The organism is Candidatus Zixiibacteriota bacterium, assembly GCA_017999435.1.
Taxonomy (GTDB): Bacteria; Zixibacteria; MSB-5A5; order GN15; family FEB-12; genus JAGNLV01.
In genome coordinates, this window is the sequence record JAGNLV010000002.1 from 24,895 (window position 1) to 49,151 (window position 24,257).

General features: G+C 66.5%; 25 protein-coding genes. 9 read left to right on the forward strand and 16 right to left on the reverse strand.

The window, feature by feature from the left end; all coding sequences use genetic code 11:
• Positions 1-168 precede the first annotated feature (168 nt).
• From KA261_05630 to KA261_05650, 5 genes are all read right to left on the reverse strand, one after another.
• Positions 169-858, reverse strand: a complete 690-nt coding sequence (locus tag KA261_05630; protein MBP7697271.1) for a sulfite exporter TauE/SafE family protein — start codon at positions 856-858, stop codon at positions 169-171.
• On the reverse strand, positions 858-1,343 hold the full coding sequence (locus tag KA261_05635) for a hypothetical protein (protein MBP7697272.1): 486 nt from the start codon (positions 1,341-1,343) through the stop codon (positions 858-860). Before KA261_05635 ends, KA261_05630 begins: the two co-directional genes overlap by 1 nt.
• Positions 1,344-1,373: 30 nt before the next feature.
• Positions 1,374-1,607: a TM0996/MTH895 family glutaredoxin-like protein gene (locus KA261_05640; GenBank protein MBP7697273.1), complete on the reverse strand. Its 234-nt coding sequence runs from the start codon at positions 1,605-1,607 to the stop codon at positions 1,374-1,376.
• Positions 1,608-1,625: 18 nt separating this feature from the next.
• Positions 1,626-2,924, reverse strand: coding sequence for a permease (locus KA261_05645; protein MBP7697274.1), 1,299 nt, complete (start codon positions 2,922-2,924; stop codon positions 1,626-1,628).
• A 77-nt stretch (positions 2,925-3,001) separates the two neighbouring features.
• Positions 3,002-3,322 (reverse strand): winged helix-turn-helix transcriptional regulator, encoded by a 321-nt coding sequence (locus KA261_05650; protein ID MBP7697275.1) that lies wholly within the window; start codon positions 3,320-3,322, stop codon positions 3,002-3,004.
• Positions 3,323-3,568: 246 nt separating this feature from the next.
• Here KA261_05650 and hemA point away from each other — a divergent pair, with 246 nt between their 5' ends.
• From hemA to hemG, 7 genes are read left to right on the forward strand one after another with little or no spacing between them, the layout of a single operon-like run.
• Positions 3,569-4,840 (forward strand): glutamyl-tRNA reductase, encoded by a 1,272-nt coding sequence (hemA, locus tag KA261_05655; GenBank protein MBP7697276.1) that lies wholly within the window; start codon positions 3,569-3,571, stop codon positions 4,838-4,840.
• Positions 4,837-5,754: a hydroxymethylbilane synthase gene (gene hemC / locus KA261_05660; protein MBP7697277.1), complete on the forward strand. Its 918-nt coding sequence runs from the start codon at positions 4,837-4,839 to the stop codon at positions 5,752-5,754. The genes hemA and hemC overlap by 4 nt, the downstream gene beginning before the upstream one ends.
• A 33-nt stretch (positions 5,755-5,787) precedes the next feature.
• Positions 5,788-7,080, forward strand: coding sequence for a glutamate-1-semialdehyde 2,1-aminomutase (locus tag KA261_05665; protein ID MBP7697278.1), 1,293 nt, complete (start codon positions 5,788-5,790; stop codon positions 7,078-7,080).
• Entirely contained in the window at positions 7,071-8,093 is a 1,023-nt protein-coding gene (hemE, locus tag KA261_05670) for a uroporphyrinogen decarboxylase (protein MBP7697279.1), read from the forward strand. The genes KA261_05665 and hemE overlap by 10 nt, the downstream gene beginning before the upstream one ends.
• Positions 8,094-8,098: 5 nt before the next feature.
• Positions 8,099-9,499: an oxygen-independent coproporphyrinogen III oxidase gene (hemN, locus tag KA261_05675; GenBank protein ID MBP7697280.1), complete on the forward strand. Its 1,401-nt coding sequence runs from the start codon at positions 8,099-8,101 to the stop codon at positions 9,497-9,499.
• Positions 9,500-10,459, forward strand: a complete 960-nt coding sequence (hemH, locus tag KA261_05680; GenBank protein MBP7697281.1) for a ferrochelatase — start codon at positions 9,500-9,502, stop codon at positions 10,457-10,459. It abuts the gene before it with no gap.
• Positions 10,440-11,831, forward strand: coding sequence for a protoporphyrinogen oxidase (gene hemG, locus KA261_05685; GenBank protein MBP7697282.1), 1,392 nt, complete (start codon positions 10,440-10,442; stop codon positions 11,829-11,831). The genes hemH and hemG overlap by 20 nt, the downstream gene beginning before the upstream one ends.
• Here hemG and KA261_05690 read toward each other — a convergent pair.
• The 11 genes from KA261_05690 to KA261_05740 form a co-directional block, all read right to left on the reverse strand.
• Positions 11,828-12,040 carry a zinc ribbon domain-containing protein gene (locus KA261_05690; protein MBP7697283.1) on the reverse strand — a complete coding sequence of 71 codons (213 nt, stop codon included), beginning with the start codon at positions 12,038-12,040 and terminating at the stop codon, positions 11,828-11,830. The genes hemG and KA261_05690 overlap by 4 nt on opposite strands.
• A 121-nt stretch (positions 12,041-12,161) precedes the next feature.
• Complete coding sequence (locus KA261_05695) at positions 12,162-13,262, reverse strand: ABC transporter permease (protein ID MBP7697284.1); 1,101 nt, start codon at positions 13,260-13,262, stop codon at positions 12,162-12,164.
• A 2-nt stretch (positions 13,263-13,264) separates the two neighbouring features.
• A complete protein-coding gene (locus tag KA261_05700; protein ID MBP7697285.1) occupies positions 13,265-14,371 on the reverse strand; it encodes an ABC transporter permease in 1,107 nt (368 codons plus the stop codon).
• Entirely contained in the window at positions 14,364-15,107 is a 744-nt protein-coding gene (locus KA261_05705) for an ABC transporter ATP-binding protein (protein ID MBP7697286.1), read from the reverse strand. The genes KA261_05700 and KA261_05705 overlap by 8 nt, the downstream gene beginning before the upstream one ends.
• Positions 15,104-16,018, reverse strand: coding sequence for an ABC transporter ATP-binding protein (locus tag KA261_05710; protein MBP7697287.1), 915 nt, complete (start codon positions 16,016-16,018; stop codon positions 15,104-15,106). The genes KA261_05705 and KA261_05710 overlap by 4 nt, the downstream gene beginning before the upstream one ends.
• Entirely contained in the window at positions 16,018-16,899 is an 882-nt protein-coding gene (locus KA261_05715) for an efflux RND transporter periplasmic adaptor subunit (protein ID MBP7697288.1), read from the reverse strand. Before KA261_05715 ends, KA261_05710 begins: the two co-directional genes overlap by 1 nt.
• A gap of 1 nt (position 16,900) precedes the next feature.
• Positions 16,901-18,202 carry a TolC family protein gene (locus KA261_05720; GenBank protein MBP7697289.1) on the reverse strand — a complete coding sequence of 434 codons (1,302 nt, stop codon included), beginning with the start codon at positions 18,200-18,202 and terminating at the stop codon, positions 16,901-16,903.
• A complete protein-coding gene (locus KA261_05725) occupies positions 18,199-18,738 on the reverse strand; it encodes a TetR/AcrR family transcriptional regulator (GenBank protein MBP7697290.1) in 540 nt (179 codons plus the stop codon). Before KA261_05725 ends, KA261_05720 begins: the two co-directional genes overlap by 4 nt.
• Before the next feature lie 255 nt (positions 18,739-18,993).
• Entirely contained in the window at positions 18,994-19,353 is a 360-nt protein-coding gene (locus KA261_05730) for a hypothetical protein (protein ID MBP7697291.1), read from the reverse strand.
• Positions 19,353-20,177 (reverse strand): glycerophosphodiester phosphodiesterase, encoded by an 825-nt coding sequence (locus KA261_05735; protein MBP7697292.1) that lies wholly within the window; start codon positions 20,175-20,177, stop codon positions 19,353-19,355. The genes KA261_05730 and KA261_05735 overlap by 1 nt, the downstream gene beginning before the upstream one ends.
• A 61-nt stretch (positions 20,178-20,238) precedes the next feature.
• Positions 20,239-21,612 (reverse strand): MmgE/PrpD family protein, encoded by a 1,374-nt coding sequence (locus tag KA261_05740; protein ID MBP7697293.1) that lies wholly within the window; start codon positions 21,610-21,612, stop codon positions 20,239-20,241.
• Between the two features lie 355 nt (positions 21,613-21,967).
• On the opposite strand from KA261_05740, the gene KA261_05745 reads away from it, so the two are divergent.
• Positions 21,968-22,936, forward strand: coding sequence for a hypothetical protein (locus tag KA261_05745; GenBank protein MBP7697294.1), 969 nt, complete (start codon positions 21,968-21,970; stop codon positions 22,934-22,936).
• Positions 22,933-23,997 carry a hypothetical protein gene (locus KA261_05750; protein MBP7697295.1) on the forward strand — a complete coding sequence of 355 codons (1,065 nt, stop codon included), beginning with the start codon at positions 22,933-22,935 and terminating at the stop codon, positions 23,995-23,997. The genes KA261_05745 and KA261_05750 overlap by 4 nt, the downstream gene beginning before the upstream one ends.
• The last annotated feature ends 260 nt before the right edge of the window (positions 23,998-24,257 follow it).

A 24,257-nucleotide genomic window follows, 5' to 3' on the forward strand; every position in this document is an offset into this window, starting at 1 on the left:
GCCGCCACGTTGCGGCCTATCTGGTAGTAAGGGTTACCGGCACTCGCGGTCCGGCAGGAAGCCGACCCGGCTTCCCCGGAACATCGTTTCATATTCCGGGACGGGCTTGCCGGAAACAAGTTTTTTTGTGGCCGGTCCGCCCCACGGCATGCCGGGCCGCCCGCCCGGCTACCGGGAGCCGAAGATGTAGAGGACGGCGTAGTAGGCGCCGACGGCGATGAAGACGACTCCGGTGAGGCGGCGCGCCCAGCGGGAGAAGGCGTTCACGCGGTGGAAGACGGAGCCGATGAAGCGGGCGCCGAAAGCGATGAGCGCGGCAAAGACCACCACCGGCAGGGCCGTCCCCAGCCCGTAGAGCACGGGCATGAGAAAACCGGACCGCTGTTCGAGAGCGAGCGGAATCAAGCTGCCGAAAAAGAGGGCCGCTGAGACCGGGCAGAACGACAGGGCGAACATCACCCCGAGCAGCCCGCCCCCCCAGATCCCCAGCCGGTCAACCCGCTGCTCGAGGCGGCGGCCAACGCCGATTCCGGGAAGGCGGAGCGGGATCAGGTCGATGAGGAACAGCCCGGCGAGAATCAGAATCGGCCCGAGCACGACGTTCATCCAGCGCTGGAGCCAGCGGGCCAGCTCGGGGACGGCGGTGAGGCTGCTGACGATGAGCGCGGCCAGCGCCGCGTAGGCCGCCAGCCGCCCCACCGTGTACAGCACACCGGACAGGAGCACCAGGCGGGGGCGTTCAATCCGCCGCCCCACATAGCTCATGGCGGCGATGTTGGTCGCCAGCGGGCACGGGGACACGGAGGTCAGCAAACCCAGCCAGAAAGCCGTGGCGGCGGCAACCGCGAACGAATCCATCAGTCGGCCCCGGCGGCGAGAAAGGTCCGCAGCTCACTGCGGACGTAGGCAAGGTAGGCCTCCTGATCGCCGACCAGCGTCCAGATCCGGTCGAGGTTTTTCCAGACTGTCTCCTTCCCGCCCTCGAGGCGCGAGAGGATAACCGCCTGGCTGAACAGCTCGTAGTCCTCGAGGAAGTGCGCGTTGGCATCTTCATCGAAGTTGACGACGCGCCACTGGAGGACGCCGGCGGCGATTTCATCGGGGAATCCCCCGGTTACCGCCTCCTGCGCATAAGCCTCGAGCTTCCGGCAGGTGGCGCACCGGCGGTTGCCGTGGAAGTACGTGGCGATGACCTGGACCGGCGCTTCGGCCGGGGCCGGTTCGACGGAGTCGATCGCGGCCGTGTCGGCCGCCGGGGCCGCGGGTTCCTCGGCGGCGGAGGCGGGAAGCGCGGCGCCGAGCAGGCACCCGAACAGAAGCATGGTGAATGCGACCGGGTTCATGCGGTTCTCCCTTCTGGTTCCGCCTGAGAGTCAGGCGAGGATTTCTTTCAGTTTGGCCAGGGACGGGACTTTGCCCGCGACCAACACCCGGCCGTCGACCGCCAGCGCCGGTGTGATCATAACGCCGGCCTCCATGATCGCCCGGATGTCGGACACTTTTTCCACCTCACAGGCGAGGCCGAGTTCGGCCACCGCGGCTGCGGCCAGCCGGGCGAGTTCCTCGCATTTCGCGCAGCCCGGCCCAAAAACCTGGATCTTCTTCATGTTGTATCGCCCTTTGCCTTAGAGTAATGCGCCATAGATCAGTCCGCTGAGGGTCGCCATCCCGACCACCAGCAGGACGTACACCACGGTTTTTTTGGTCCCAATCACCGAGCGGATCACGAGCATGCTCGGCAGCGAAACGGCCGGGCCGGACAGAAGCAGGGCGAGCGCCGGCCCCGGTCCCATCCCCGAGCCGATCAGCCCCTGCAGGATCGGGATCTCGGTGAGCGTCGCAAAGTACATGAAAGCGCCGATGACCGAGGCGAGGAGGTTCGCCTGAAGGGAGTTGCCGCCCACAGCCGCGGCCACCCAGGTTTGCGGGATCAGCCCCTCCTCTCCCGGCCGGCCGAGAAGCGCTCCCGCGGCGAGCACGCCGATAACGAGCAGCGGCAGAATCTGTTTGGCGAACCCCCAAGTCTGGGCGAACCACTCCCCCGGTTCGCCCGGCGACGCCGCGAGGACGACCGAGAGCCCGATTACGCCGACGGCAAACACGAGTTGCGGCCGATCGGGGAAGAGCCAGGCGAGCGCGAGGGTCACGGCCGCCGGCGCGGCCACTTTCCACCAGGCAAGACCGAATCGTCGCCACAACAGCGCCCCCAGCGCGAGCGCGGCGGCGCCGGTCAGCCACCACTTGATCGCGTACACGGCCGACCAAAACCCGACCGGCTGGGCCGGGCGGCCCCAAGTGGCGAACACCAGCACGGCGATCATCAGACCGAAAAAGAGCGCCGTCTGGCCCAGCGGTCGGACTGGTTCATCGGCCGGCAACACGGCGGCCGCGGCCTCCCGCTCCCGCGCCTCGCGGCGGAAGAAGAAGTGCATGAGCAGGCCGATGACGATGCTGAACAGAACCGCCCCGACCGCCCGCGCGACCCCCAGCGACAGGCCGAGCACGCGCGCGGTCAGAATGACGGCGAGCACGTTAATCGCGGGGCCGGCGTAGAGGAAGGCGGCGGCCGGACCGAGCCCGGCGCCCATGCGGTATATCCCGGCGAACAGCGGCAGCACGGTGCACGAGCACACCGCCAGCACCGAACCCGAAACCGACGCGACGCCGTAGGCGAGCCGCTGGTCGGCCCCTGCGCCGAGGTATTTCATCACCGATGCTTTCCCGACGAACACGCCGATCGCCCCGGCGATAAAGAACGCCGGCAGAAGGCACAGGATCACATGCTCGCGGGCATACCACTGGGTGAGCGCAAGCGCCTCAGACCAGGCCGAGGCCGCCCGGGGGCCGGTCAAGGGGAGGAAATACAGACCGAGGAAGACGGCGGTGAGAACCGCCAGCGGCCGCCATTCGCGCCTCCAGTCCATCGGCTCACCCACCCGCCCCAATGATGGATCCCCGCCCGGCGACCGACCCGCCGGCCGAACGACCCCCGGAGAGACGCTCACTCATGGCCGGAGGCCACTCCCCGGCGATGGGTGCGGAGAACCTCCTCGACACACCCGAAAAAGTTCAGGATGCATGGGACGCGCAGGCGGTACCACACCTGCAGACCCCGCTTGTCGTCGTCGACAATACCGGCCGCTTTCAGCACGGCGAGGTGCTTGGAGACGGTCGAGATGTCGGCCCCGACCAGGTCGCGCAGGGCGCACACGCACCGTTCGCCGCGCGAGAGCTCATCGACAATGAACAGCCGAGTAGGATGGGCGAGCGCTTTGATGACCCGGGCGCGAGAGGCGAAAAGTTGTCTGGTCGCAGAATCCACACAGTGCCTTTGACGAGTATTCCTTTATTTGGCAAAATAGCCAAATAGTTGGGCGAGGCAAGGGATTTTTGGGCGGCGGGTGCGGGAAAATCCACACTCTTGAGTATGTTCTCGTGGAGAGTTAATTCCCACTTCTTGTACCTTTTTTCACAACTATGACAGTCGGATGACAAAACAATTCGGCGGGATGATACCTTTGCCCACAATGGAAATGGACGCCGGCGGAACTCAAGCCTAAGGACGGACATGGAACTCGGCATCATCGGGACCTCAATCTGGCAGCAGAACATGCGGCTGTTGGAGACGTTGACGATCGACCGTGAGGGCAAACTTGACCGTCTGGTGCAACTGAAAGCGGCGCTCGGGGTCGACGAATTGATTTACCTGTCGACCTGCAACCGGGTGGAGTTCATTTTTGCCTCGCGTGAGAACGGCTCGACCGCCCGGGTCCTGCACCGCCTGATAGACTTCTTCTTTGCCGGCGGTCGGGACATCTCCTTTTTTCCCAACGACTTTTATCAGTACTCCGGCCGTGATGCGGTCCGTCACTTGTTCCGCACCGTGGCCTCCCTTGACTCGCTCGTCGTGGGAGAAACCCAGATCACCGGTCAGTTCAAAGAGGCCGCCCGAGAAGCGACCGAGGCGGGGTTGTCGGGAACGATGCTCGACGTGTTGACGAAAGAGGCACTCGCGGTCGCCAAGCGGGTACGGACTGAGACCAGTCTCGGCGACGGCGCCGTGTCGATGGCTTCGCTGGCGTACTCCGAACTGGAAGCGGCGTTGGGCGACCGGAGGGAGCGACCGACCGTGGCGCTGGTCGGGGCGGGCGCGATGACATCGAAGATGGCCCGTTACATCGCCAAGGCCGGCCTGGCGGAGCTGGTCTTTGTCAACCGGACGGCGGACAAGGCGGCGAGTCTGGCGCGCGAGTTCGGCGGCCGGGGGATGGGACTGGCGGAGTTCCTCACCACTCCCCCGCCCGTCGACGCGATCCTCTCCGCGACCGCTTCCCCCGCATTCGTGTTCACCCACGAGCACCTGGAGAAGCTCTCCGCGGGCCGGCCGCCGGTGCTCTGTATCGACCTGGCGATCCCGCAGGATTTCTCCCCCGAGTTCGGCCGCGATCCCCGCGCGGTGCTGGTGGACATCCCCGCGCTTAAAACCCGCGAGCAGCGCAACCTGCGCCGCAAGTTTGTCGAGTCGAGCCGGGCCAATGAGATTGTCGGTGAGGCGGTGCAGGCGTTTCTGCGAAATCGGCTGGAGGTATCGATGAAGCCGATTCTCCGCGACAGCTACGAACAGTCGCTCGAACTGGCCAACCGGGCACTCGATGATTTCTTTGAGAAGAAGCTTTGCGAACTCTCCCGCGAACAGAAAGAACACCTTCGCACTCTTGTAATAAAACTCATCGGCCACTCGTCTTTCGGCCCCGCGCGTCTCCTGTCAAACCATCTTGTCGACTTGCAGGATCAGTTCCTGTTTGATATGTTGGGGGAAAGTCGTAAGGAAGCGGTTTGACCGACGCAAGGCCTCTCATCATAGGATCGCGCGGCTCGGACCTGGCTCTCTGGCAGGCCCATTTCATTTCCGATATCCTCGCCCGCGAGTTGGGTCAGACGGTGGAGATCAAGATCATCAAAACCGCCGGCGACCGTATTCAGGACCTGTCCTTTGACAAGATGGAGGGGAAGGGGTTTTTCACCAAGGAGATCGAAGAGGCGCTCCTGGCCGGCGACATCGATCTGGCCGTGCACTCCCTCAAAGACCTCATGACGACCCAGCCCGCGGGGCTCAAGCTCGCCGCCGCCGGGTACCGCGCCGATCGCCGCGAACTTCTCCTGATCCGCCCGGCGGCGCACCACGGCGACGGTCTCATCCCGGTTCGGGAGGGGAGCGTGATCGGAACCTCATCGGCCCGGCGCAAGTGCCAGATCGCGTTCCACCGCCCCTCGGCGCGCATCAAGGATCTTCGCGGAAATGTGCCGACCCGGATCGCCAAGCTGCGGGACGGGCAGTACGATGCGATCGTGCTCGCGCTCGCCGGGGTCGAGCGCCTCCGCCTCGATCTCTCCGGCCTGGTCGCGCTGCCCCTGGATCCCCGGCAGTTCCTTCCCGCACCCGCCCAAGGAATTCTCGGCATCCAGATCCGCACGCACGACCCGCGGGTGGAAGCGGCGGCGGGCCGGCTCGGCTCTCCGGAGATGATGCTCACGGCCCGGGTGGAACGCGGCCTGCTCCAGCGGTTCGGACTGGGGTGCTCGCTGCCGCTGGGCGTGTACTCCGAGCGGCAGGGAGACGCGTTTCGGCTGCTGGCGGTGCTCGGGACGCAGCGGGACGGCGCCTGGACCGGTCTGAAACGGGCGGAGGCGGCCGGACCGGCCAACGATCCGGAACAAATTGTCGAGGCCGCATATACGAAGCTGAAGGAGTGAGCGCGAGCGGCGGACATCCCGTATCGGATAGACATGAAGACGGACAAATCAAAACAGATCATGGAACGGGCCCGGAGGGTGATCCCCGGCGGAGTCAATTCGCCGGTGCGGGCGTTCAAGTCGGTGGGCGGCGTGCCCCGCGTCATCGCCAGAGGGGAAGGCGCGTATATATGGGACGCCGACGACAACCGGTACCTCGATTTCGGCGGATCCTGGGGACCGCTCATTCTCGGCCACGCCGACCCGGAGGCGGTCGCTGCGGTAGTTGAGCAGGTCCGGCGGGGGATGACGTACGGAACCGCCACCGAGATCGAATTCAGACTGGCGGATTTCATCGTGCGGCACATCCCGGCGATCGAGAAGATCCGTTTCGTCTCCTCGGGCACCGAGGCGGTCATGTCGGCGATCCGGGTCGCACGGGGATTCACCAAGCGCGACCTCATCCTCATGTTCGACGGCTGCTACCACGGGCACGCGGACCCGCTCCTCGTGCAGGCGGGCAGCGGGCTGGCGACCTTCGGCACTCCCTCCTCCGCCGGCGTCCCGGAGGCGGTCGCGAGCCTGACGGCGGTGCTGCCGCTCGACGACGAAGACGCGCTCGAGCGGTTTTTCCGCCAGAACGGCGATCGGCTGGCGGCGGCGGTGATCGAAGGGATCCCGGCCAACAATGGCCTGCTCATCCAGCGCCACGAGTACATGCGCCTGCTCCGCGCGCTGACGGAAAAACACGGGGCGCTGCTGGTGCTCGACGAAGTGATCACCGGGTTCCGCCTCGGCCTGGGAGGCGCCCTGCAGTACTACGGCATCCACCCGGACCTGGTGACCTTCGGCAAGGTGATCGGCGGGGGGATGCCGGTCGGGGCGTTCGGCGGGCGGGCCGAGATCATGGACCTCCTGTCGCCCGACGGCCCGGTGTACCAGGCGGGGACGCTCTCGGGGAATCCGGTGGCGATGACGGCCGGGCTGGCGACGCTGGAGAAGCTGGCCGACGGGCGCATCTACGCCGACCTCGAGGCCCGCAACCGCCGCTTCGTGAGCGCGATCACGGCGCGCGTGCGGGGCAACCGGGTGAACGTGGTCGGGGTCGCCTCGATCTTCTGGATCGTGTTCCAGGAGCACATTCCCCGCGCCGCCCGGGCGATCGACCCCGACGGGATCGCCCACTACAACCGGTTCCATGGAAAAGTTCTCGACGCCGGTCTCTACCTGCCGCCCTCGGGTTACGAGGTTTGCTTCATCTCCGCAGCCCACGACGACGCCCTGCTCGACGGGGCGGCGGAGACGCTGGCCGAACTGATCAAAGAGGAAGCGCACACGTGGACCTAGCGAACAGCCCGTTTCTCCAAGCCTGCAGCGGCCGCAACGACGGCCGGATACCGGTCTGGATCATGCGCCAGGCGGGGCGCTACCTCCCCGACTACCGGGCGGTGCGGCGGCAGGCGACGTTCGAGCAGCTCTGCCGCGACCCGAAGCTGATCGCCGAGGTTGTCCGCCAGCCGGTCCGGCGGTTCGGGCTCGACGCCGCCATACTGTTCTCCGACATCCTCATCGTGCTGGACCCGATGGGGGCCGCAGTTTCGTTCGCCGAGGGCGGGCCGGAACTGGCCCGGCCGATCGCGCGACCCGAGGACGCGGAGCGGCTGCACGATTTCGACGTGGCGGCCGAGCTGGCCTTCGTCTGCGACGGCATCCGCGAGATTAAGCGGCTCTTGCCCGAAACGCCCCTGATAGGTTTTGCCGGGTCGCCCTTCACAATCGCCTGCTACCTCATCGAGGGGAAAGGCTCCAGGCATTTCGAGACCGTCAAGCAGTTCATTCACCGGCACCCGGAGGCGGCGGAGCGCCTGATGGCGCTGGTCACGGACGTGACCGTCCGCTACCTCGAGGCCCAACTGGCGGCCGGCTGCGACGCGGTCCAGTTGTTCGACAGCTGGGGGGGGATTCTCTCGCGCGAGGACTACCGCGACTGGTCGCTCCGCTGGACAGAGGAGATTTTCACCCGGCTGGCGCCGCGCACGGCGCCCCGCATACTGTTTGTCAACAACCTCGCCCCCTACATCGACATGGTGAGCGCGCTCGACTGCGAGGTGGTCGGTGTCGACTACCGCATGGACCTGCAGGCGGCGGCGGCGGCCCTCCCCGGCAAAGCGGTGCAGGGGAACCTGGAACCGGCCGTGCTGTTCGGGACGCGCGAGACGATCATCGCCCGCGTCCGGTCGATCCTGGACAAAATCGAAGACCCGCGGCGGCTCATTTTCAATCTCGGCCACGGTATCCGGCCGGAGACCCCGGTCGAGGCGGTGGAGACGCTCGTGCAGACGGTGCACGACTACAGGTAACGACGATGGCTGACCACGCCCACAGCGCCACCCATGTCCCGATTGAACTGCTCCGGAAGTACGACCGCCCCGGCCCGAGGTACACGAGCTACCCGACGGCGCCGGAGTGGTCGGAGGCGGTCGGCCGGGAGGCGTATGTGAAGGCGCTGGAGGCGGCGGGCGCGCAGACCGACACGCCGTTGTCGGTCTACTGCCACATCCCGTTCTGTCGCAAGCGGTGTTTTTACTGCGGCTGCAACACCTGCATTCTGAACGAACGCGAGGCGGTAGGCGCTTACCTCGCTGCGCTTGGCCGGGAGACCGAGCGGGTCGGGGCCCACCTCGGCGGGCGGCGGACGGTCAACCAGCTCCACTTCGGCGGCGGCACGCCGACCTATCTGACGGTTGACGAGCTGGGGAACGTGCTCGGCTCGCTGGGGAGCGTGTTCCGGTACGCCGACGACTGCGAGAAGTCGATCGAGATCGATCCGCGGGTCACGACGCCGGAGCAGTTGAGTTTTCTCGCCGGGCAGGGGTTCAACCGGGTGTCGCTCGGCGTGCAGGATTTCAACGAGGCGGTGCAGACGGCGGTGGGGCGCATACAGCCGTACCGCCTGGTGGCCGAGACGGTCGCGCACTGCCGTGCGCTCGAGTTCAAGGGGCTGAATTTCGACCTCATTTACGGCCTTCCAAAACAGACGGTGGCGTCGTTTGCCGAGACGATCCGCCTGGCTCTCTCGCTCCGGCCCGACCGGGTCGCGGTGTACAGCTTCGCCTACCTTCCGCAGCGCATGGCCAACCAGCGCGCGATCAAGCCGGATGACCTCCCCGACACCGAGGTCAAGTACGGCCTCTTTGCGACGGCGGTGGAGATGTTCACGGGGGCCGGCTACCGCCAGATCGGGATGGACCATTTCGCGCTCCCCGAGGACGAGCTGGCGCGGGCGCAGGCCGACGGCAAGCTGCACCGCAATTTCATGGGGTACACGGTCAAAACCTCGCCCGACATGATCGGCCTGGGGATGTCCTCGATCGGCTACCTCAACGACAGCTTCTTCCAGAACCACAGCACACTGGCGGCCTACCACGCGGCCATGGACGGGGAGGCATTCGCGGTCTACCGGGGCCTGGTGCTCTCGCGCGACGATCTCATCCGGCAGTATGTCATCGCCGGTCTCATGTGCAATTTCCGGCTCGGCTACCGGGCGCTGCGCGACCGGTTCGGCGCGGACTATGCCGAGTATTTCGGCGCGGAGCACTCCCGGCTGCGGGAGTTTTTCGACGACGGTCTGGTGGAAGAAGGCGAGGGCGAGCTGCGCGTGACGCCGCTCGGACGCACTTTCGTGCGCAACATCGCGATGACGTTCGACGCCTACCTCGGCGCCCAGCCGTCGGGCGAACGGCCGCAATTTTCACGGACGATTTGAATGGCGTTTTCGGAAACACCTGCCTGCGTGATCCTGCTGGCCATGGGCGGCCCGCGGACGACGGCCGAAGTGCCGGCCTACCTGTACAACATCTTCTCCGACCGCCGCATCATCCGCCTGCCGGGCGGGCCGCTGCTGCAGAAACCGCTGGCGAAACTGATCGCGGCCCGGCGGGCGGAGAAGGTGAAGCGGCACTACGATTTGATCGGCGGCGGCTCTCCCCTGCTGCACTGGACCGAGGCGCAGAAGGCGCACCTCGAGCGGTCGTTTGCCGAAGGGGCGGTGACCCGCCCGCTGCGCTGCTATATCGGGATGCGCTACGCGCCGCCGATGACCGGCGAGGCCGTGCGCCAGGCGTACGAGGACGGCTGCCGGACGATGTTTTTCCTCCCGATGTACCCGCAGTACTGCCGCGCCACCACTGGATCGTCGTTCGCCGAGGCCCGCCGGGCCCTCGAACGGTACGACGACGTGCACCCGGTGTTCATCGACGACTTCCACAATAACCAGGGTTACCTCTTCCTGCTGCGGGAGTATATCGGCAACCACATGCGCGAGGACGAGACGATCCTGTTTTCGGCGCACGCCATTCCGCAGTCGTTTGTGGACGACGGCGACCCGTACGTGGACCAGGTGAGAGCCACCGCCTCGCTGGCGGCGGGCGACCGCGAATATTTCCTGTCGTTTCAGAGCCGGACGGGCCCGGTGGCGTGGGTGGGGCCGGACACGGTGGCCGAGGCGCGCCGGCTGCTGGGCGCGGGGCGGCGGCTGTTTGTCGTGCCGATCAGCTTTGTCTGCGACCACATCGAGACGCTCTACGAAATAGATATCGAACTGAAACAGCTCCTCAACGCGGGCGAGCGGATCCGCCGGATGCCGATGTTCAACGACGATCCCCGGTTGGCGCGGACGCTCGCGCGCATCATCGACGCGCGGCGCAATGTCGAGCAGCATCTCTAAGGATCTCGCGATCATCGGCGGGGGCATCTCCGGCCTGGCCGCGCTGCACTTCGCGCGCACCCTGCGGCCGGCGCTGGCAGCCGCGCTCTACGAGAAGGAGGCGCGGCTGGGCGGGACAGTCGGGACCGACCGGGTCGCGGGGTACAGCTTCGACTGGGGCCCCAACGGTTTCCTTGACCGGGAGCCGCTCACGCTCCGGCTGGCGGGGGAGCTGGGGTTGGAAGACCGGCTGGAGCGGGCCAGCGCGGCGGTGCAGAAGCGGTTCATCCTCCGGGGCGGGCGGCTCCGCGAGGTGCCGATGTCCCCCCCGGCGTTTCTGCGGTCCGACATCCTCAGCCTGAGGGGCCGGCTGCGCGTGGCCATGGAACCGTTCGGGCGCAAGCGGCCGGAGGGAATCGACGAGTCGGTCTACGATTTCGCCCGCCGCCGGATCGGCCGGGAAGCGGCCGACTACCTCGTGCAGCCGATGGTCTCGGGCGTGTACGGGGGGATGGCCGACCGGCTGAGTCTGCGGGCGACCTTCCGCCTCATGGCGGAAATGGAGGCGGAGTACGGTTCGCTCCTGCGGGCGATGGTGGCGAAGATGCGGGCGACGAAGCGGTCCGGGCGCGCCGCGGGCGGCCCGGCCGGTCCCGGCGGCTGGCTCACCTCGTTTCGCGGCGGTCTCGACGCCGTGATCGCGCGCGCCCGCGAACGCTACGGCGACGACATCGCCACGGGCGCCGGCGCCGTGTGCATCGAGCGGGACGGCCGGGGCTACCGGGTGGGGCTCGCCGACGGCCGGGAGGTGCGGGCGCCGCGGGTCATCCTTGCGACGCCCTCCTATGAGGCGGCCGCGCTCGTGCGGCCGCTCTCGGCAAAGCTGAGCGAGGCCCTCGCGGCCATCGAGTACGCCCCGATCGCGGTCGTCTGCTCCGGCTACGACGGCGCGGCGGTGGGGCGCGCGGTGGACGGGTTCGGGTTCCTCGTCCCGCGCGTCGAGGGACGCCGGATCCTCGGCTCGATCTGGACCTCGTCGATTTTCGCCGACCGCGCTCCGGCGGGAAAAGTGCAGTTCCGCACGATGGTCGGCGGGGACGGCGACCGGGAGGTGATGAACCTCACCGACGAGGAATTGCAGGAGACCGTGCACCGGGACCTCAGCGCGGTCATGGCCCTCCGCGGCGGGCCGGAAGTGATCCGCATCTACCGCTGGGAGCGCGGCATCCCCCAGTTCACGATCGGGCACCTTGCACGGCTGGCGCTCATTGAGGCCGAACTCGCGCGGCTGGGCAATATCGCCGTGACCGGCAATGCCTACTACGGGATCGGGCTGAACGACTGCGTGAAACAGTCGTTTCGCGCTGTGGGAGAACTGCCCGAACGGCTCTAGTGGCCGCCGGAGCACCCGCGGCACTTGGCGGGAGAGGGAGCGCAGCCGGCGCAACTTCCGGCCGACATCCCCTTCGACGAAACCAGCGAGATCAGCCGGTAAACATCGGCCGAACCGCACTTCGGGCACGGCACCGCGTCGGTGCCGCTGCTCACCAGTTCCTCAAACGTCGCGGCGCAGCGGCCGCACTTGAATTCGTATATCGGCATGGCTGCCGGTCCTTTCATCGGCGGGAGCCGGTTGCGGGGCTCCTCCGGTAATATACGCGGCGGAGGCGACGTGTCCAGCAGGAGAATGCAGCCGACCGCCCCGGGGGCGCCCCGGCCCCGGTCAGGCGGTGCGCTTGGAGAAACGCATGATGGAGACAGACAGGACGACGGCGCCGAAGACAGCCAGCGGCCAGATGTCGCCGGCCAGTTCGCCCACGCCCGCGCCGCGCATCATGATCCCGCGCGCGATGTCCATGAAGTAGCGCATCGGGTTCACGTACGTCAGGTACTGAACCGATTGCGGCATATTGGAAATCGGGGTGAACAGGCCGCTGGTCAAAAGCGCGAAAACCGAGAAAAACCAGGCGAAAAACATAGCCTGCTGCTGGGTCGAGGTGATCGTCGAAAAGAACAAACCGATCCCCAGCGTCGAAAACAAGTAGAGCCCCGACAGCGCAAACAGCAGCGGCACCGACCCGGCGAAAGGTATCCCGAACCAAAGCACCCCGATCGTCAGAGCCAGAATCATCTCCACGATCCCCAGCACGGCGAAGGGCAGGAGTTTGCCCAGAAGCAGGGTGACCGTCGAAATCGGCGTGACCAGTAGCTGCTCGAGAGTTCCCCGCTCCCGCTCGCGGACGACAGCCATGGAGGTGAGCATGACGGTGACCATAGTCAGAAGGGCCGCGACGATGCCGGGGACCATGAAGTAGACCGACTCCATTTCGGGATTGTACAGGACCTGGAAGCGCAACCGCACCGGCGCGGACACCTCCGTAACCCCGCGGGCATACTGGGCGGAAATGCGGGCGAGGTAGCCCATGCCGATGGCGGCGGTGTTGGAGTTGGCGCCGTCGGCGACAATCCCCACGACGGGACGGCCGCCCGAGGTGAGATCGCGGGTGAAATTGGGCGGAATCACCAGCGCCATCTCGGCGTCGCTCCGGCGGAAACGCTCCTCAACCTCGAGCAGGGGCGCCTCCGGCGACTGCACGGTAAAGTAGTTCCCCGCCCCCAGCGCCGTGGCGTACTGGCGGGACACGGCCGTGCGGTCGAAGTCGTAGACGTCGAGGGCGACCTCCCTCACCTCGGTGTTGGCAACGTAGCCGAAAATGATGAGCTGGACGACGGGCATGGCGAAGATGATGAGGAGCATGTTCCGGTCGCGGAACACCTGGATGAACTCTTTTCGAACCAGTCCTCGGAGGGCGCGGGTATCCATGATCACGCCACTTTCATTCGGAATTTTCTCGCGGCGACGGCCATGAGCACGACCATGAGCACGGCTAGCGCCAGCCCCTCGAGCACGAGCGCCTCCATCCCCGCCCCCTTGTGCATGACCGCGCGGATGATCCGCACGAAGTAGCGGGCCGGGATGATGTAGCTCAGCCCCTGGAGAACGACCGGCATGTTCTTGATCGGGAAGATGAAACCCGACAGCATCACCGACGGCAGCATCGTGGTCGTGACGGCGAAGATCATGGCGACCTGCTGCGTCTTGGCCAGCGACGAGATGAGTATCCCCAGGGAGAGCGACACCCCGATGTAGACGAGGGCGTAGCCGAGCATGAGCAGTCGCGAGCCGGCAAAGGGGACGCCGAATACGGTGCGGGCGATGACGATGATGGCGGCGGCGTCGAGCAGGGCGATGAAGATGTACGGCACGATCTTGCCGACCAGGATCTGCACCGGCGTCACCGGCGCGGTCAACAACTGCTCCATGGTTCCGGTCTCTTTCTCGCGGGCGATCGTGATCGAGGTCAGGAGCGCCGAAATCATCACGAGGATGAGGGCGATCAATCCCGGCACGAAGAACTGGGCCGACTTGAGATCGGGATTGTAGAGCACCTGGCGGGAGAGGGTGATCCCGCCGGGAGCCCGACCGTCGGCGCGGCCGGCGTACGGCCCGGCCAACAGGAGCGCCTCGGCGTAGTTCTGCACGGCCGCCGCCATGTTGTTGTCGGAACCGTCGATGTACAGCCCGAGATCGAAGGACTGCCCGGTCCGGAGGGCTTCGGCGAAACCGGGCCGGATCACCAGCACCGCGTGGGCCTCGGCCGACTTGAGGACCGCCTCCGGATCCTCCGGCCGAACCGGCGTCTCGGGGGGCGAAAAATAGCTCGAGCCGTAGAAGGCCTCGATCAAATCCCGCGAGCCCGCCGTCCGATCGTAGTCGAGCACCGCCAGAGTGATGTGCTCGATGTCGAGGTTGATCGCATAGCCGTAGAGGAATGTCATGAGGATGGGCATGGCGAGGACGATGATGAGCGAGCGCGGGTCCCGGAGTATGTGGTAGAGCTCCTTGCGGGCGATGAAGCGGATCTTATGCACCGGCGCCCTCCTGTGCGGCGATGAGGTGGACGAAGGCGTCCTCGAGGGTCTCGCGGCCGTGGGCGGCGACGATGTCGAACGGTTTGCCCACCTCGATGATCCTCCCGCGGTGCATGATCGAAATCCGGTCGCAGTAGGCGGCCTCGTCCATGTAGTGGGTGGTGACGAAGACGGTGACGCCCTCGGCGGCCAGTTCGTAGAGGATCTCCCAGAACCGGCGGCGGAAGACGGGGTCGACGCCACTGGTCGGCTCGTCGAGGAACAGGATGCTCGGTTCGTGCAGCAGCGCGGCGCCGAGCGCGAGGCGCTGGCGCCAGCCGGTCGGCAGCGCGCCGCTCTGGCGGTCGATGAATTCGCCCAGCCCGAGGCGCTCGGTCAGCTCCCCGAGGCGGCGGTTCACCCGGCCCGGCGCGAGCCCGTAGGCCGCCCCGTAAAACCGGAGGTTCTCCCGCCCGGTCAGGTCCGGGTAGAGGGAGAACCGTTGCGACATGTACCCGATGGAGCGCTTGATCTGCTCGGACTGGGTGAAAATATCCCAGCCGGCGACCGTGCCGGCGCCCGCGGTCGGCAGGAGCAGGCCGGTCAGCATGCGGATCGTGGTCGTCTTCCCCGCGCCGTTGGCGCCGAGAAAACCGAACGTCTCGCCGCGCGGCACGGTGAGGGAGACGTCGTCGACCGCCGTGAACTCCCCGAAACGCCGGGTCAGGTGCTCGATCGCGACCGCCGGTTCGCTCATGCCGATCGCTCCATCAGCTGGATGAAGGCGTCTTCGAGGTCGGGACGGATCTTCCGGATCTGCTCCGGCCGAATGCCGCACGCCGCCAGAGCGGGCAAGTGGGGCTCGAGGCGGCCGCCCCGCGGCAGATACAGGTGCAGGCCGGCGCCGAAGCGCTGGGCGCTCACCTCGGGCAGCTCGTTGAGCCGGCGGACAAGCTCGAGGTCGGCGGCCGCGCCGACGAAATAGACCTCGCCCGAAAACGACTCGGTCAACTCGCGCGGCGACCCCTCGGCGAGTTTCCGCCCGCCGAAGACGAAACTCCCGCGGTCGGCGCGGGCCACTTCATCCATATAGGGGGTGGTGACGAGCACGGCGGCCCCGTCCCGCTTGAGCTGCAGAAGAATGTCCCAGAACTGGCGGCGGGAGAGCGGGTCGACGCCGGTGGTGGGCTCATCGAGCAGCAACAGCTCGGGGTCGTGCATGAGGGCGCAGGAGAGCGCCAGTTTCTGCTTCATGCCGCCGGAGAGGGCCGCCGCCCGGCGGCCGGCGAAGGGGCGGAGGTTCGAAAAATCGTACATCCGGTCGCGCCGCTCTTCATACGCCCGGCCGGTCACGCCGTAGACCCCCGCGTAGAAAATGAGGTTCTCCTCCACGCTCAGGTCGGGGTAGAGCGAAAATACCTGGGGCATGTACCCGAGGCGGGATTTGACCCGATCGAACCGGTCGCGGATGTCGGTCCCGTCAAGCAGGATGCGGCCGCGGTCGGGCGTGATGAGATTGGCGATGGCGCGGATGACGGTCGTCTTGCCGGCGCCGTCCGGCCCGACAAGGGCGTAGATCTCGCCGCGCTCCATGGCGAAGGAGAAGTCCTCGACCGCCCGCACGCCGCGGTACGACCGGGCCAGACCCTGGACCTCGAGGAAAGCCATCACTCCCCCACCGTCACAAACACCGGCTGGCCGATTTTCAGTTTGTGGGCCGGGTTGGCGACCGTGATCTCAACGGCGTACACCAGATCGGCCCGGGCCTTTTTGGTCTGCACATTCTTGGGCGTGAACTCCGCCTGGTCGGCCACCCACGTGACCCGGCCGGGAGAGGATTCCCCCGCTTCGGTATCGACGGTGGCGGCGGCGCCGATAGTCACGGCGGCGAACTCCCGCGCCGGCAGATAGATCTTGACCCACACGGTGTCGAGCCGGGCGATGCGCGCGATCGGCCGTCCGGGGGCGAGCAGTTCCCCCGCATCGACATACTTCTCCGTCACCGTCCCGGCGATCGGGGCGACCGGAAAAGCATCGTCCCATTGGTCCAAAAGGCGGGCGATGTCGGCGTCGATCTTGGCGATTTCCGCCTCGGCCGAGGCGATCGCCGAGCGGGCGCTGCCGACCGCAATTCCGGCCTGGGTGTGGCGGTACTGAAGCTCGTCGAGCTGGCGCCGGGTGGCGGTGTTGGCGGCCACGAGCGTCTCGATGCGTTTCACCTCGTTGGCAAGGTAGGCCTCGGTCACGAGAGCGTCGTTCAGCCGGAGCTGCGCGGCCTGGAGGCGGGTCCGGGCGAGCGCGCGGCCGGCGCGCGCCGAAGCCAGTTCGAGCCCCAGAGCGGTGGTGTCGACAACAAGGAGAGTGTCGCCGGGGGCGATAACCGTCCCCTCGTCGAAATACAGCTTCTCGACCTGGCCCCCGACCTGGGCTGAGACCGTGACCTCAGTCGCTTCGATCATGCCCGAGCCGGACAGCGCCGCATCCTCGTTGCGGCAGCCGGCCGCCAACAGCAGTCCCAACAGCGCAGTAGTGAAAAGCAGCAATCTCATATCAAAATCCTTCCGTCATCAGGTCGGCGCCGGAGGCGTACAGGTAGGCCGAGCGCGCGATGTAGTATCCCGCCTCGGCGGCGGCGAGACCCGCCTCGGCCTCGTTCAGGGTGGCTTCGATTTCCATCAGGCGATTGGACGACAGCACTCCCTCGCTGTGCCGGCTCGTTGCCAGTTCATAGTTGCGGCGGGTGAGGGCGGCGCGGTCGAGCGCGGTCAGATACTGCTCGTACGCCAGCCGGAGGCGCTCCCAGGCGAGCAGGTGCTGCTCGCGGAGCTGTTCGGCGAGGCGGTTCCGTTGGTTTTCGGCGGCGCTGACGGTGAATTTCGCGCGGTTGACTTCGCGCCGCGTGCCCCGCCCGAGGTTGAACGACCAATCCAGCCGCGCGCCGACCTGCCAGTAGTCGTTCCAGGTGTTGCCGAACCGGTCGAGGTTCGGCTTGCCATAGGAGTAGCCGCCGAAAGCCGCCAGGGTGGGGAACCAGTCCGCCGCCGCCCGGGCGACGCCCGCGCGGCCGATCTCAACCGCCGCCTGCGCGGCGGCCAGTTCGGGGCGGACAAACCCGGTGTCGGGATCGCCGGGGGCGGCGGGGGGCGCAAGCGGAGTAGCTAGATCGAGTGAGTCGCTTGCCGACAGGCCGACCAACTGGGCGAATTGGATGACGGCCTCCCGGCGGTCGTGCAGCGCCTGCTGCAGACGCAGCTCGGTCTCGCTCACCGCCAGCTGCGCCTCGAGCACAGCCACCGAATCGGCCGCCCCGGCCGAGAGCAACGAGGCCACCTGGGCGCGGGTGATCTGGGCCCGCCGGAGCGCCGACCGGGCCGCTTCGATCTGACGGTCGCTCCGGTGCACGGTCAGGTAAGCGACCCGCGTCCGGTAGAGCAGGTCGTCGACCGCCGCCTCGGTGAGCGCCGCCTGCCGGCGGGCCGAGGCCTGCGCCGCGTCGACGCCGCCGGCGATGCGGCCGCCGGTGTACAGCGGGAACGCCAGGCGGAGATCGGTCTGGACATTCTCTTTTGTGCCGATCTCCCGCGACAGCCGTCCCAGCGAGGTAGCGAGGTCGAGGGAAGCAACCTCGGTGTTGTAGAAGGCGATCGCCGACGCGTCAAGGGTCGGGAGACGGGCCGCGCGGGCGGCGCCCAGCGCCTCCCCGGCCGCTTGCTCCTCGGCAAGCGCCCGTCGGATCTCGAATGAATGCTCCCGCGCCAGCGTCAGCGCTTCGCGCAGGGTCAATTGGCGGGCCGCCGGCGACGGTCCGGCCGCCAGCACAGCCAGAAGGCCCGCAAGCAAAGTGCGCCTCATCGTGCTTTCACTCCGTTCAGGAACAGGTCCACGACCGCGTCCCGGCGGGCGACGACGAACGCCTCGCGGTCCTCAAGGTGGAGCACGCGGTCGACCAGCGGCGACATGAGAAAGTAGCCGATCTGCATCGTGAGGAACGAGACGAACGCCTGCCGCAAGTCGATGGGCCGGACCTCCCCCGCCTCGCGCCCGGCCTCCAAGCGCCGCCGGATGGTCGCCGGAACGCCCGAGGCGGTGATACGCTCCGCCCACTGAGACACCAGCGTGCTGCCGGGATTGGCCAGCTCGCGCATCATTAGCCGCGGAATTTCCGGGCGCGTCAGAAAGATCGAGGAGTAGCGCTCGGCCACTCCGTGCAAGGCCTCCTCGAGGTTGGACGCCTCGTCCAGGCTGAGCCGCACACTGTCGAGGAGAGCCCGCATGTAACTTGAAATGGACTCCTCATACAGACGCTGCTTGGAAGTGTAGTAGTAGTAGATAAGGGCCTTGTTGACGCCGGCACGGGCCGCGATCCTATCGACACGGGCCCCGGCCACGCCACGCTCCGCAAACTCCATTAAAGCAGCTTCCAGAATACGATTCCGCGTGGAGGTCGAATCCGCCGGCTCAGGAGGGCCGGGGGATAATGCAGTTTCTTCTCTATCCATAACTAACCAGTTGATTTAACTAACCTGTTAGTCATATATACCACATTTCCTGATAGTTTGTGCCGGTTTTTTTGCCGGTGCCCTATATTGCATATTAAGAACTTATGCAATAACGACTTGAATCGGCGATCACTGAGATAGCTCTCATAGTCGGCGTTGAGATCGGCGACGGCGAAGCCCCCCGCTCAGGCCGACCAGGACGATCAAGGCGACCAGAGCCATTGACCCGAAGAGGTACTTTGAGCCGGGACGCGAAGGGTTGTGGGCGGCTGGCGGAATGATCGTCATATAGGTGTAAAGGAGGACGCACAGCGCGACCCAGACGGTAGCGGCGAGCAGTACCCGGCGCGAGTCCCGGGAAACGACCAGCGCCAGGATAAGGGTGAGCAGGGCCAGGGCGCTGTTGATGAGAAGGGGGATGGGCGACCCGGTGCGGGCGAGGCCGACAGCTCCGCCGGCGAGCATGGCCAGGGCGAGCAGGATCAGCAGGTAGTGCGGTTTCATCACAAATCCTCGCGCGGCGGCTCGCCTCGCGCGCCTTTCTCCCCGAGGCTTCGCACCGCCGGCCCGATGGTGCCGGGAAGATCGGTGATGAGGATCGCCACACCGCGGCGCGTGAGCCGCTGCGCGGCGGGGAGGGTGTTGACCGTCCAGACGGCGACAGGCACGCCGAGTTCCTCCATGCGGGCGCTGAAAGCGCGGGTGACGAGGCGGCGGTGGGGGGCGATGAAGTCGGCGCCGACGCGGTCTATTTTCCGCGCCAGAGCGCTGCGCCGGAGGGCCAGGCGCAACGTGCCGGGCGCCGCCGGGCCGACCAGCAGGCCGAGGGCGGCGCGGGGAGCGGCTTTCCGAAGGGCCGCGACCACCGGGCCGCGGAACGAGGTGAAAGCGACGTGGCGCAAATCGTAGCGGCGGCGCACCAGCCGGACCACCTCCGCTTCATAACCAGACTCTTTCAGTTCGAGGTCGAGGGCGGCCCGCCCCGCGCACAGGTCGAGCGTCTCCTCGAGCGTGGGGACATGGTAGGCGCGGCGACGGGCCAGCTCAAGGAGGGCGTCGTAGTCGAGGCTCGCGATCCGGCGCGATGATCCGAGGGGGCGGGCGTTGTGGTGCACGACCAGGACGCCGTCGCGCGTGCGGCGCACGTCGACCTCGATGCCATCGGCCCCCAGGGCGATCGCCGCGGTGAATGCCCGGAGGGTGTTCTCGCGGTGGAGGCGCGAGGCCCCCCGGTGAGCGAAAATCGCCGGGACCGGGCGTTCGGCAAGTGCGGCAAAGTCGAACACGCCGCGCGGACGCCGAAGCGAATGTCGGTGGTCGGCTATCATGGCTCGCCGTCAATACCGCAGGAGTTTTGACCTTTGCGGCGGCCCACCCCGGGCCGCGGTCTCACACCACGAGTTTGGCCATCAGGTCCCGGCAGGACAATTTCTCGCAGGCGAAGATGGCGTCGCGGACCGCCGTCTGCCGCTCGGGAGCCAGCAGGGCCGCGCTGTTCCCCTTAAACTTCACCTCGAGGTCGTGCATGGTCATCGGTTCCCGCGGATCCCCCTTGGGGTACTCGAGGTAGGCGGAGTACGACCGGCCGTCCCTGGTCCGCACGACCACGCGCGAGGGCTGTTTGGCCGGGAACATGGCCTCGAACTCGGTCGACGCCTCGCCCTTGATTTTGTCGATGACCTGCCAGATGCGTTCGTCCTTGAGCTTCTTCTCGCTGAACGACTGGACGGAGATTTCGTGATCGACGAGGGCGGCGGCGAGGCAGTAGGGGAGGGAGTGGTCGGCCGTCTCGCGCGAGTCGGGACGGTACTTGTGGGGGTCGAAGAGGATGTCGCAGGCGCGGGCGATGGTGGTGACTATGACCTCCTCCACCTGGTCGTAGGTGATGTTGTTCTCGGTGACTACTTTGAGCAGGCAGGTCAGGTGGGTGTGGGTGAGCGCTTCGGTGGGAAACGCCTTCATGCCGCACTCGAGGATTTTGTACTTCTCGCCGAGGTGCCCGAGGAGGCGGTGGAGGTCCCACTCGGGGCCGAACACATCCATGAGTCCCTCTTTGCCGTCGAACACGGCGGTCGTGCCGGTGTACCCCTTCCCGGCCATGAGGGCGGCGAAGACGCCCGCCTGCACGGCCATCGGGTCGACCGTGTTCTTCATCATGGTCAGCTTGCCGGCGGTCGGGCAGCCGATGGTGTGGTTGTGGCAGCCGTTGATGCCGATGGCGTTGGCCATCTGCGCGGCTGTCAGCCCGAGCACTTTGCCCGCGACGATCGGCGAGACGAATTGGGTGAGGGTGGCATGGTGCCACTTGCGTTCGCGGACGCCGGGGACGGCGAATTCGCAGAGGCGCTGCTCGAACTCGTAGGCGAGGACGATGGCCACGATGACGTCGCGCATGGGGGCATCGACCAGCTCGCCGACCGACAGCGCGGCGGGGATCAGGTCGGAGGGGTGGGAAGGGTCCTCCCGCCAGTAGATGTCGTTGAAATCGAGCGCCCGGATCATGAGCGAATTGACGAGGGTGGCGTTGACCGCGGGGAGGCGGTCGCCGAAGCCGATGACCGTGGCCTCCGGGCGGCCCCCCATCTCGCGACAGAGGTCGCGGATGATGTTGACGTCCTTGGTATGGTAGCTGCCGTAGGCGCAGCCGACCGAATCGTAGAGGTAGCGTTTTACTTCATGGACGACGTCTTCGGGGAGGTCGTCATAGCGGAGTTCGACGGCGAACTCGGCCATCTTCTGAGAGATTGATTTCTCGTTGGTCATGGTCGGGCCTCTCTCCTCGGTTACCGGTCTGTCGGTCGTTCTCACAGAGTCCGGGTACAGTATAACCGACTGGGGCCGGCGGGACAAGCGGGAGGTGCCGGGCGGCAGGAACGGCGTTTGCTGTCAGGCTACGTCAGAAGCGGCGAATCGGGCAAGGCCAGCAGTCTTCCGCCGACCGCCGCCAATGGCGAGAAGAAACAATGACCAAACCGGGAGCATGCAACCTGCAGCGCATTGCGGAATAGACGGCCGGGCGGGCCGGTCCCGGACCGGGGGCCGGCGGCGCGGGCCGAAAACTGTGCAGCCGCTGACCACGGCCGACAGGCGGCGCTCCCGACGTAAACAGAGGTCTTCTATGAAGAGAGCTTTCCTAACGATGGTCGCGCTTGGGCTCGTCCTCGGCGCGACAGCCGGGGCGCAGGAAGTCGTCATCCCGGGCTTCCCGGAGGCGGTCGGCGGCAGCATCGGCGAGGAGTTTTTCCAGCCGTACTACGCCGACCTGCAGGCGCTGGCCGATACGCTGGCGCAGTACCCGCTGATGCTGGCGGTGGTGACGGGCGGGGCGGACGGGCTGGAGTACCGCGAGCACCACGACGCGAAGAATCCCGGCCTGGCGATCGGGCGCGCCCATGTCCTGCGCAACCTGCTGGTGGACAAATTCAAGATCGACCCGCACCGGATCATCATCCAGTCGGTCGACGTCCTCGCGGCCGGCGAGGCGCACCGCTTCGCGAGCGTGCGGGTCGTGCGGGAGCTGTCGGATCTCGGGGGCCGCGTGAGCGCGCTCGAGGAGCGGCCGCCCGTGGAAAAGCACTTCACCGAGACGGTGAGAGAAGTGCCGGGGGAGGCCCCCGCACTTGACGATTTCCTCGGTCTGCAGTTCGGGGCCGGCGTCTCCACCTCCCCGTTCGGCGGCCTCCCCATTGTCACCGGGGCGCTGTCATGGAAGAGGACGGTGTACCTCGAAGGGGTGTTCGGGTACACGCTGTGGAACAGCGAGTTCCAGTTTGAGGACCAACTGCTCAAAACCAAGCGGCGGCTGGCCGGCGGACAGGTGGTGGTCTTCCCGCTGAAAAATATCCCGGTCGGCGCGGTGGGCGGCTGGATGCGGTTTGAAGAGATCTCCGAGTACTACTACAAATACGTGCGGCTGTCGGAGGGGCCGATGGTCGGGGTGCGGGCGGTGCCGTTCGACCACCTCGCCATCACCGGCGCCTACAACCCCGCCCGCCACCGCATCACCGAGGACCTGAAATCGATGGCGAAGAACGGGCAGTTCATGCTGACCCTCACCGCCTTTGTCGAAATAGGAGGCGCCCGATGAAACGAGTCGTTTTTCTGTCGGCGGTGGCGCTCCTATTCCTGGCCGCCCAGGCGCTCCTGAACTGCTCCAGCCCGCTGGAAACTCTCGACAACGGGAACCCGCCGCGGCCGGAGCCGGAACCGCCCGACACGATCTTCCTCTGGGACACGATCATCGTGATCGACAGCGCGGCGGTCGAGACGCTCTTCCGGGTGGACACCCTGCTGGAGTTCGACACCGTGACTCTGATCGACACCGTGCACTGGTATGATACGACCTTCCTCGTCGACACGACCACGCTCTACGACACGGTCATTCAGGTCGACACGACCGAGTTCTGGGACACGATCACGCTGGTCGACACGACCATTCAGTACGACACGGTGATCGTGCTCGACACGATCGCCACGGTGGATACGATTATCCAGGTCGACACGCTCAACAACTACGACACCACCTTCATCGTCGACACCCTCATCGAGGTGGACACGGTGACCTGGGTCGATACGCTGACCGAGTACGACACCCTCCTGGTGGTCGACACGCTCGTGCAGACGGACACCCTGCTGGCGGTCGACACGGTGATTGTCACCGACACGCTCGTCCATGTCGACACGGTCACGACCGTGGACACGCTGGAACTGGTGGACACGCTCGTGGTGGCCGACACGATCATTCAGGTGGACACGGTGATCCAGACGGACACGGTGATCGTGACTGACACCATCATCCAGACGGACACGCTGACGATTGTCGACACGGTATACGTTGTGGTGCCGGATACGATCCTCACGTCGCACTGCGCCAACCTCGGGGCCGGCCAGAAAGAGATTATCTGGCTGCTGAGCAACGAGGCGGGGCCGTACCGGCTGGAGTTCCGCGGGCTGGCCGAACGCGAACACCCGTCGAACGTGGTGAAGATCACGATCGGGGGCGCGGAGTACCTGTGGGATGTCTGGAACCAGCCGGAGTTTGTCGTGGAGCGGGAACTGGCCGCCGATGCGACGATTCGGATTGAGCGGATCAAGCCGAATCCCTACGGCCACGGGATCGACATCTGCGTCACCGTGAGACCAAATTAGCCCACTGTGAGGTCAGTGCAATGCGAGCGGCCGGGCCGAGTGATCGGCCCGGCTTTCGCATGAAGGGAGGCAAGAGAACGCGGAATCCCGCTTAGTCTGTTCCACGGCCGGGTTCGCAGCGCCCGGCGAAGCAGGACCGGTCGATCAGCCGGTCGGCGCGGCGGCGTTCTCCCCGGTGCCGGATACGGTGCTTTGCGGCGGGCTCTCCCCCGCGCTCAAAGAATGAGCGGTCGGCAACCTCCGACCAATCACCTATGGAA

Excerpts from the sequence above, each read along its gene's own strand:
- KA261_05690 (MBP7697283.1), bottom strand. The coding sequence starts at position 12,040 with ATGCCGATATACGAATTCAAGTGCGGCCGCTGCGCCGCGACGTTTGAG.
- KA261_05695 (MBP7697284.1), bottom strand. The coding sequence starts at position 13,262 with ATGGATACCCGCGCCCTCCGAGGACTGGTTCGAAAAGAGTTCATCCAG.
- KA261_05730 (MBP7697291.1), bottom strand. The coding sequence starts at position 19,353 with ATGAAACCGCACTACCTGCTGATCCTGCTCGCCCTGGCCATGCTCGCC.
- KA261_05745 (MBP7697294.1), top strand. The coding sequence starts at position 21,968 with ATGAAGAGAGCTTTCCTAACGATGGTCGCGCTTGGGCTCGTCCTCGGC.
- hemA (MBP7697276.1), top strand. The coding sequence starts at position 3,569 with ATGGAACTCGGCATCATCGGGACCTCAATCTGGCAGCAGAACATGCGG.
- KA261_05665 (MBP7697278.1), top strand. The coding sequence starts at position 5,788 with ATGAAGACGGACAAATCAAAACAGATCATGGAACGGGCCCGGAGGGTG.
- KA261_05705 (MBP7697286.1), bottom strand. The coding sequence starts at position 15,107 with ATGAGCGAACCGGCGGTCGCGATCGAGCACCTGACCCGGCGTTTCGGG.
- KA261_05645 (MBP7697274.1), bottom strand. The coding sequence starts at position 2,924 with ATGGACTGGAGGCGCGAATGGCGGCCGCTGGCGGTTCTCACCGCCGTC.
- KA261_05635 (MBP7697272.1), bottom strand. The coding sequence starts at position 1,343 with ATGAACCCGGTCGCATTCACCATGCTTCTGTTCGGGTGCCTGCTCGGC.
- KA261_05715 (MBP7697288.1), bottom strand. The coding sequence starts at position 16,899 with ATGAGATTGCTGCTTTTCACTACTGCGCTGTTGGGACTGCTGTTGGCG.
- KA261_05740 (MBP7697293.1), bottom strand. The coding sequence starts at position 21,612 with ATGACCAACGAGAAATCAATCTCTCAGAAGATGGCCGAGTTCGCCGTC.
- hemG (MBP7697282.1), top strand. The coding sequence starts at position 10,440 with ATGTCGAGCAGCATCTCTAAGGATCTCGCGATCATCGGCGGGGGCATC.
- KA261_05750 (MBP7697295.1), top strand. The coding sequence starts at position 22,933 with ATGAAACGAGTCGTTTTTCTGTCGGCGGTGGCGCTCCTATTCCTGGCC.
- hemH (MBP7697281.1), top strand. The coding sequence starts at position 9,500 with ATGGCGTTTTCGGAAACACCTGCCTGCGTGATCCTGCTGGCCATGGGC.
- hemN (MBP7697280.1), top strand. The coding sequence starts at position 8,099 with ATGGCTGACCACGCCCACAGCGCCACCCATGTCCCGATTGAACTGCTC.
- KA261_05710 (MBP7697287.1), bottom strand. The coding sequence starts at position 16,018 with ATGGCTTTCCTCGAGGTCCAGGGTCTGGCCCGGTCGTACCGCGGCGTG.
- KA261_05735 (MBP7697292.1), bottom strand. The coding sequence starts at position 20,177 with ATGATAGCCGACCACCGACATTCGCTTCGGCGTCCGCGCGGCGTGTTC.
- KA261_05720 (MBP7697289.1), bottom strand. The coding sequence starts at position 18,202 with ATGAGGCGCACTTTGCTTGCGGGCCTTCTGGCTGTGCTGGCGGCCGGA.
- KA261_05640 (MBP7697273.1), bottom strand. The coding sequence starts at position 1,607 with ATGAAGAAGATCCAGGTTTTTGGGCCGGGCTGCGCGAAATGCGAGGAA.
- KA261_05630 (MBP7697271.1), bottom strand. The coding sequence starts at position 858 with ATGGATTCGTTCGCGGTTGCCGCCGCCACGGCTTTCTGGCTGGGTTTG.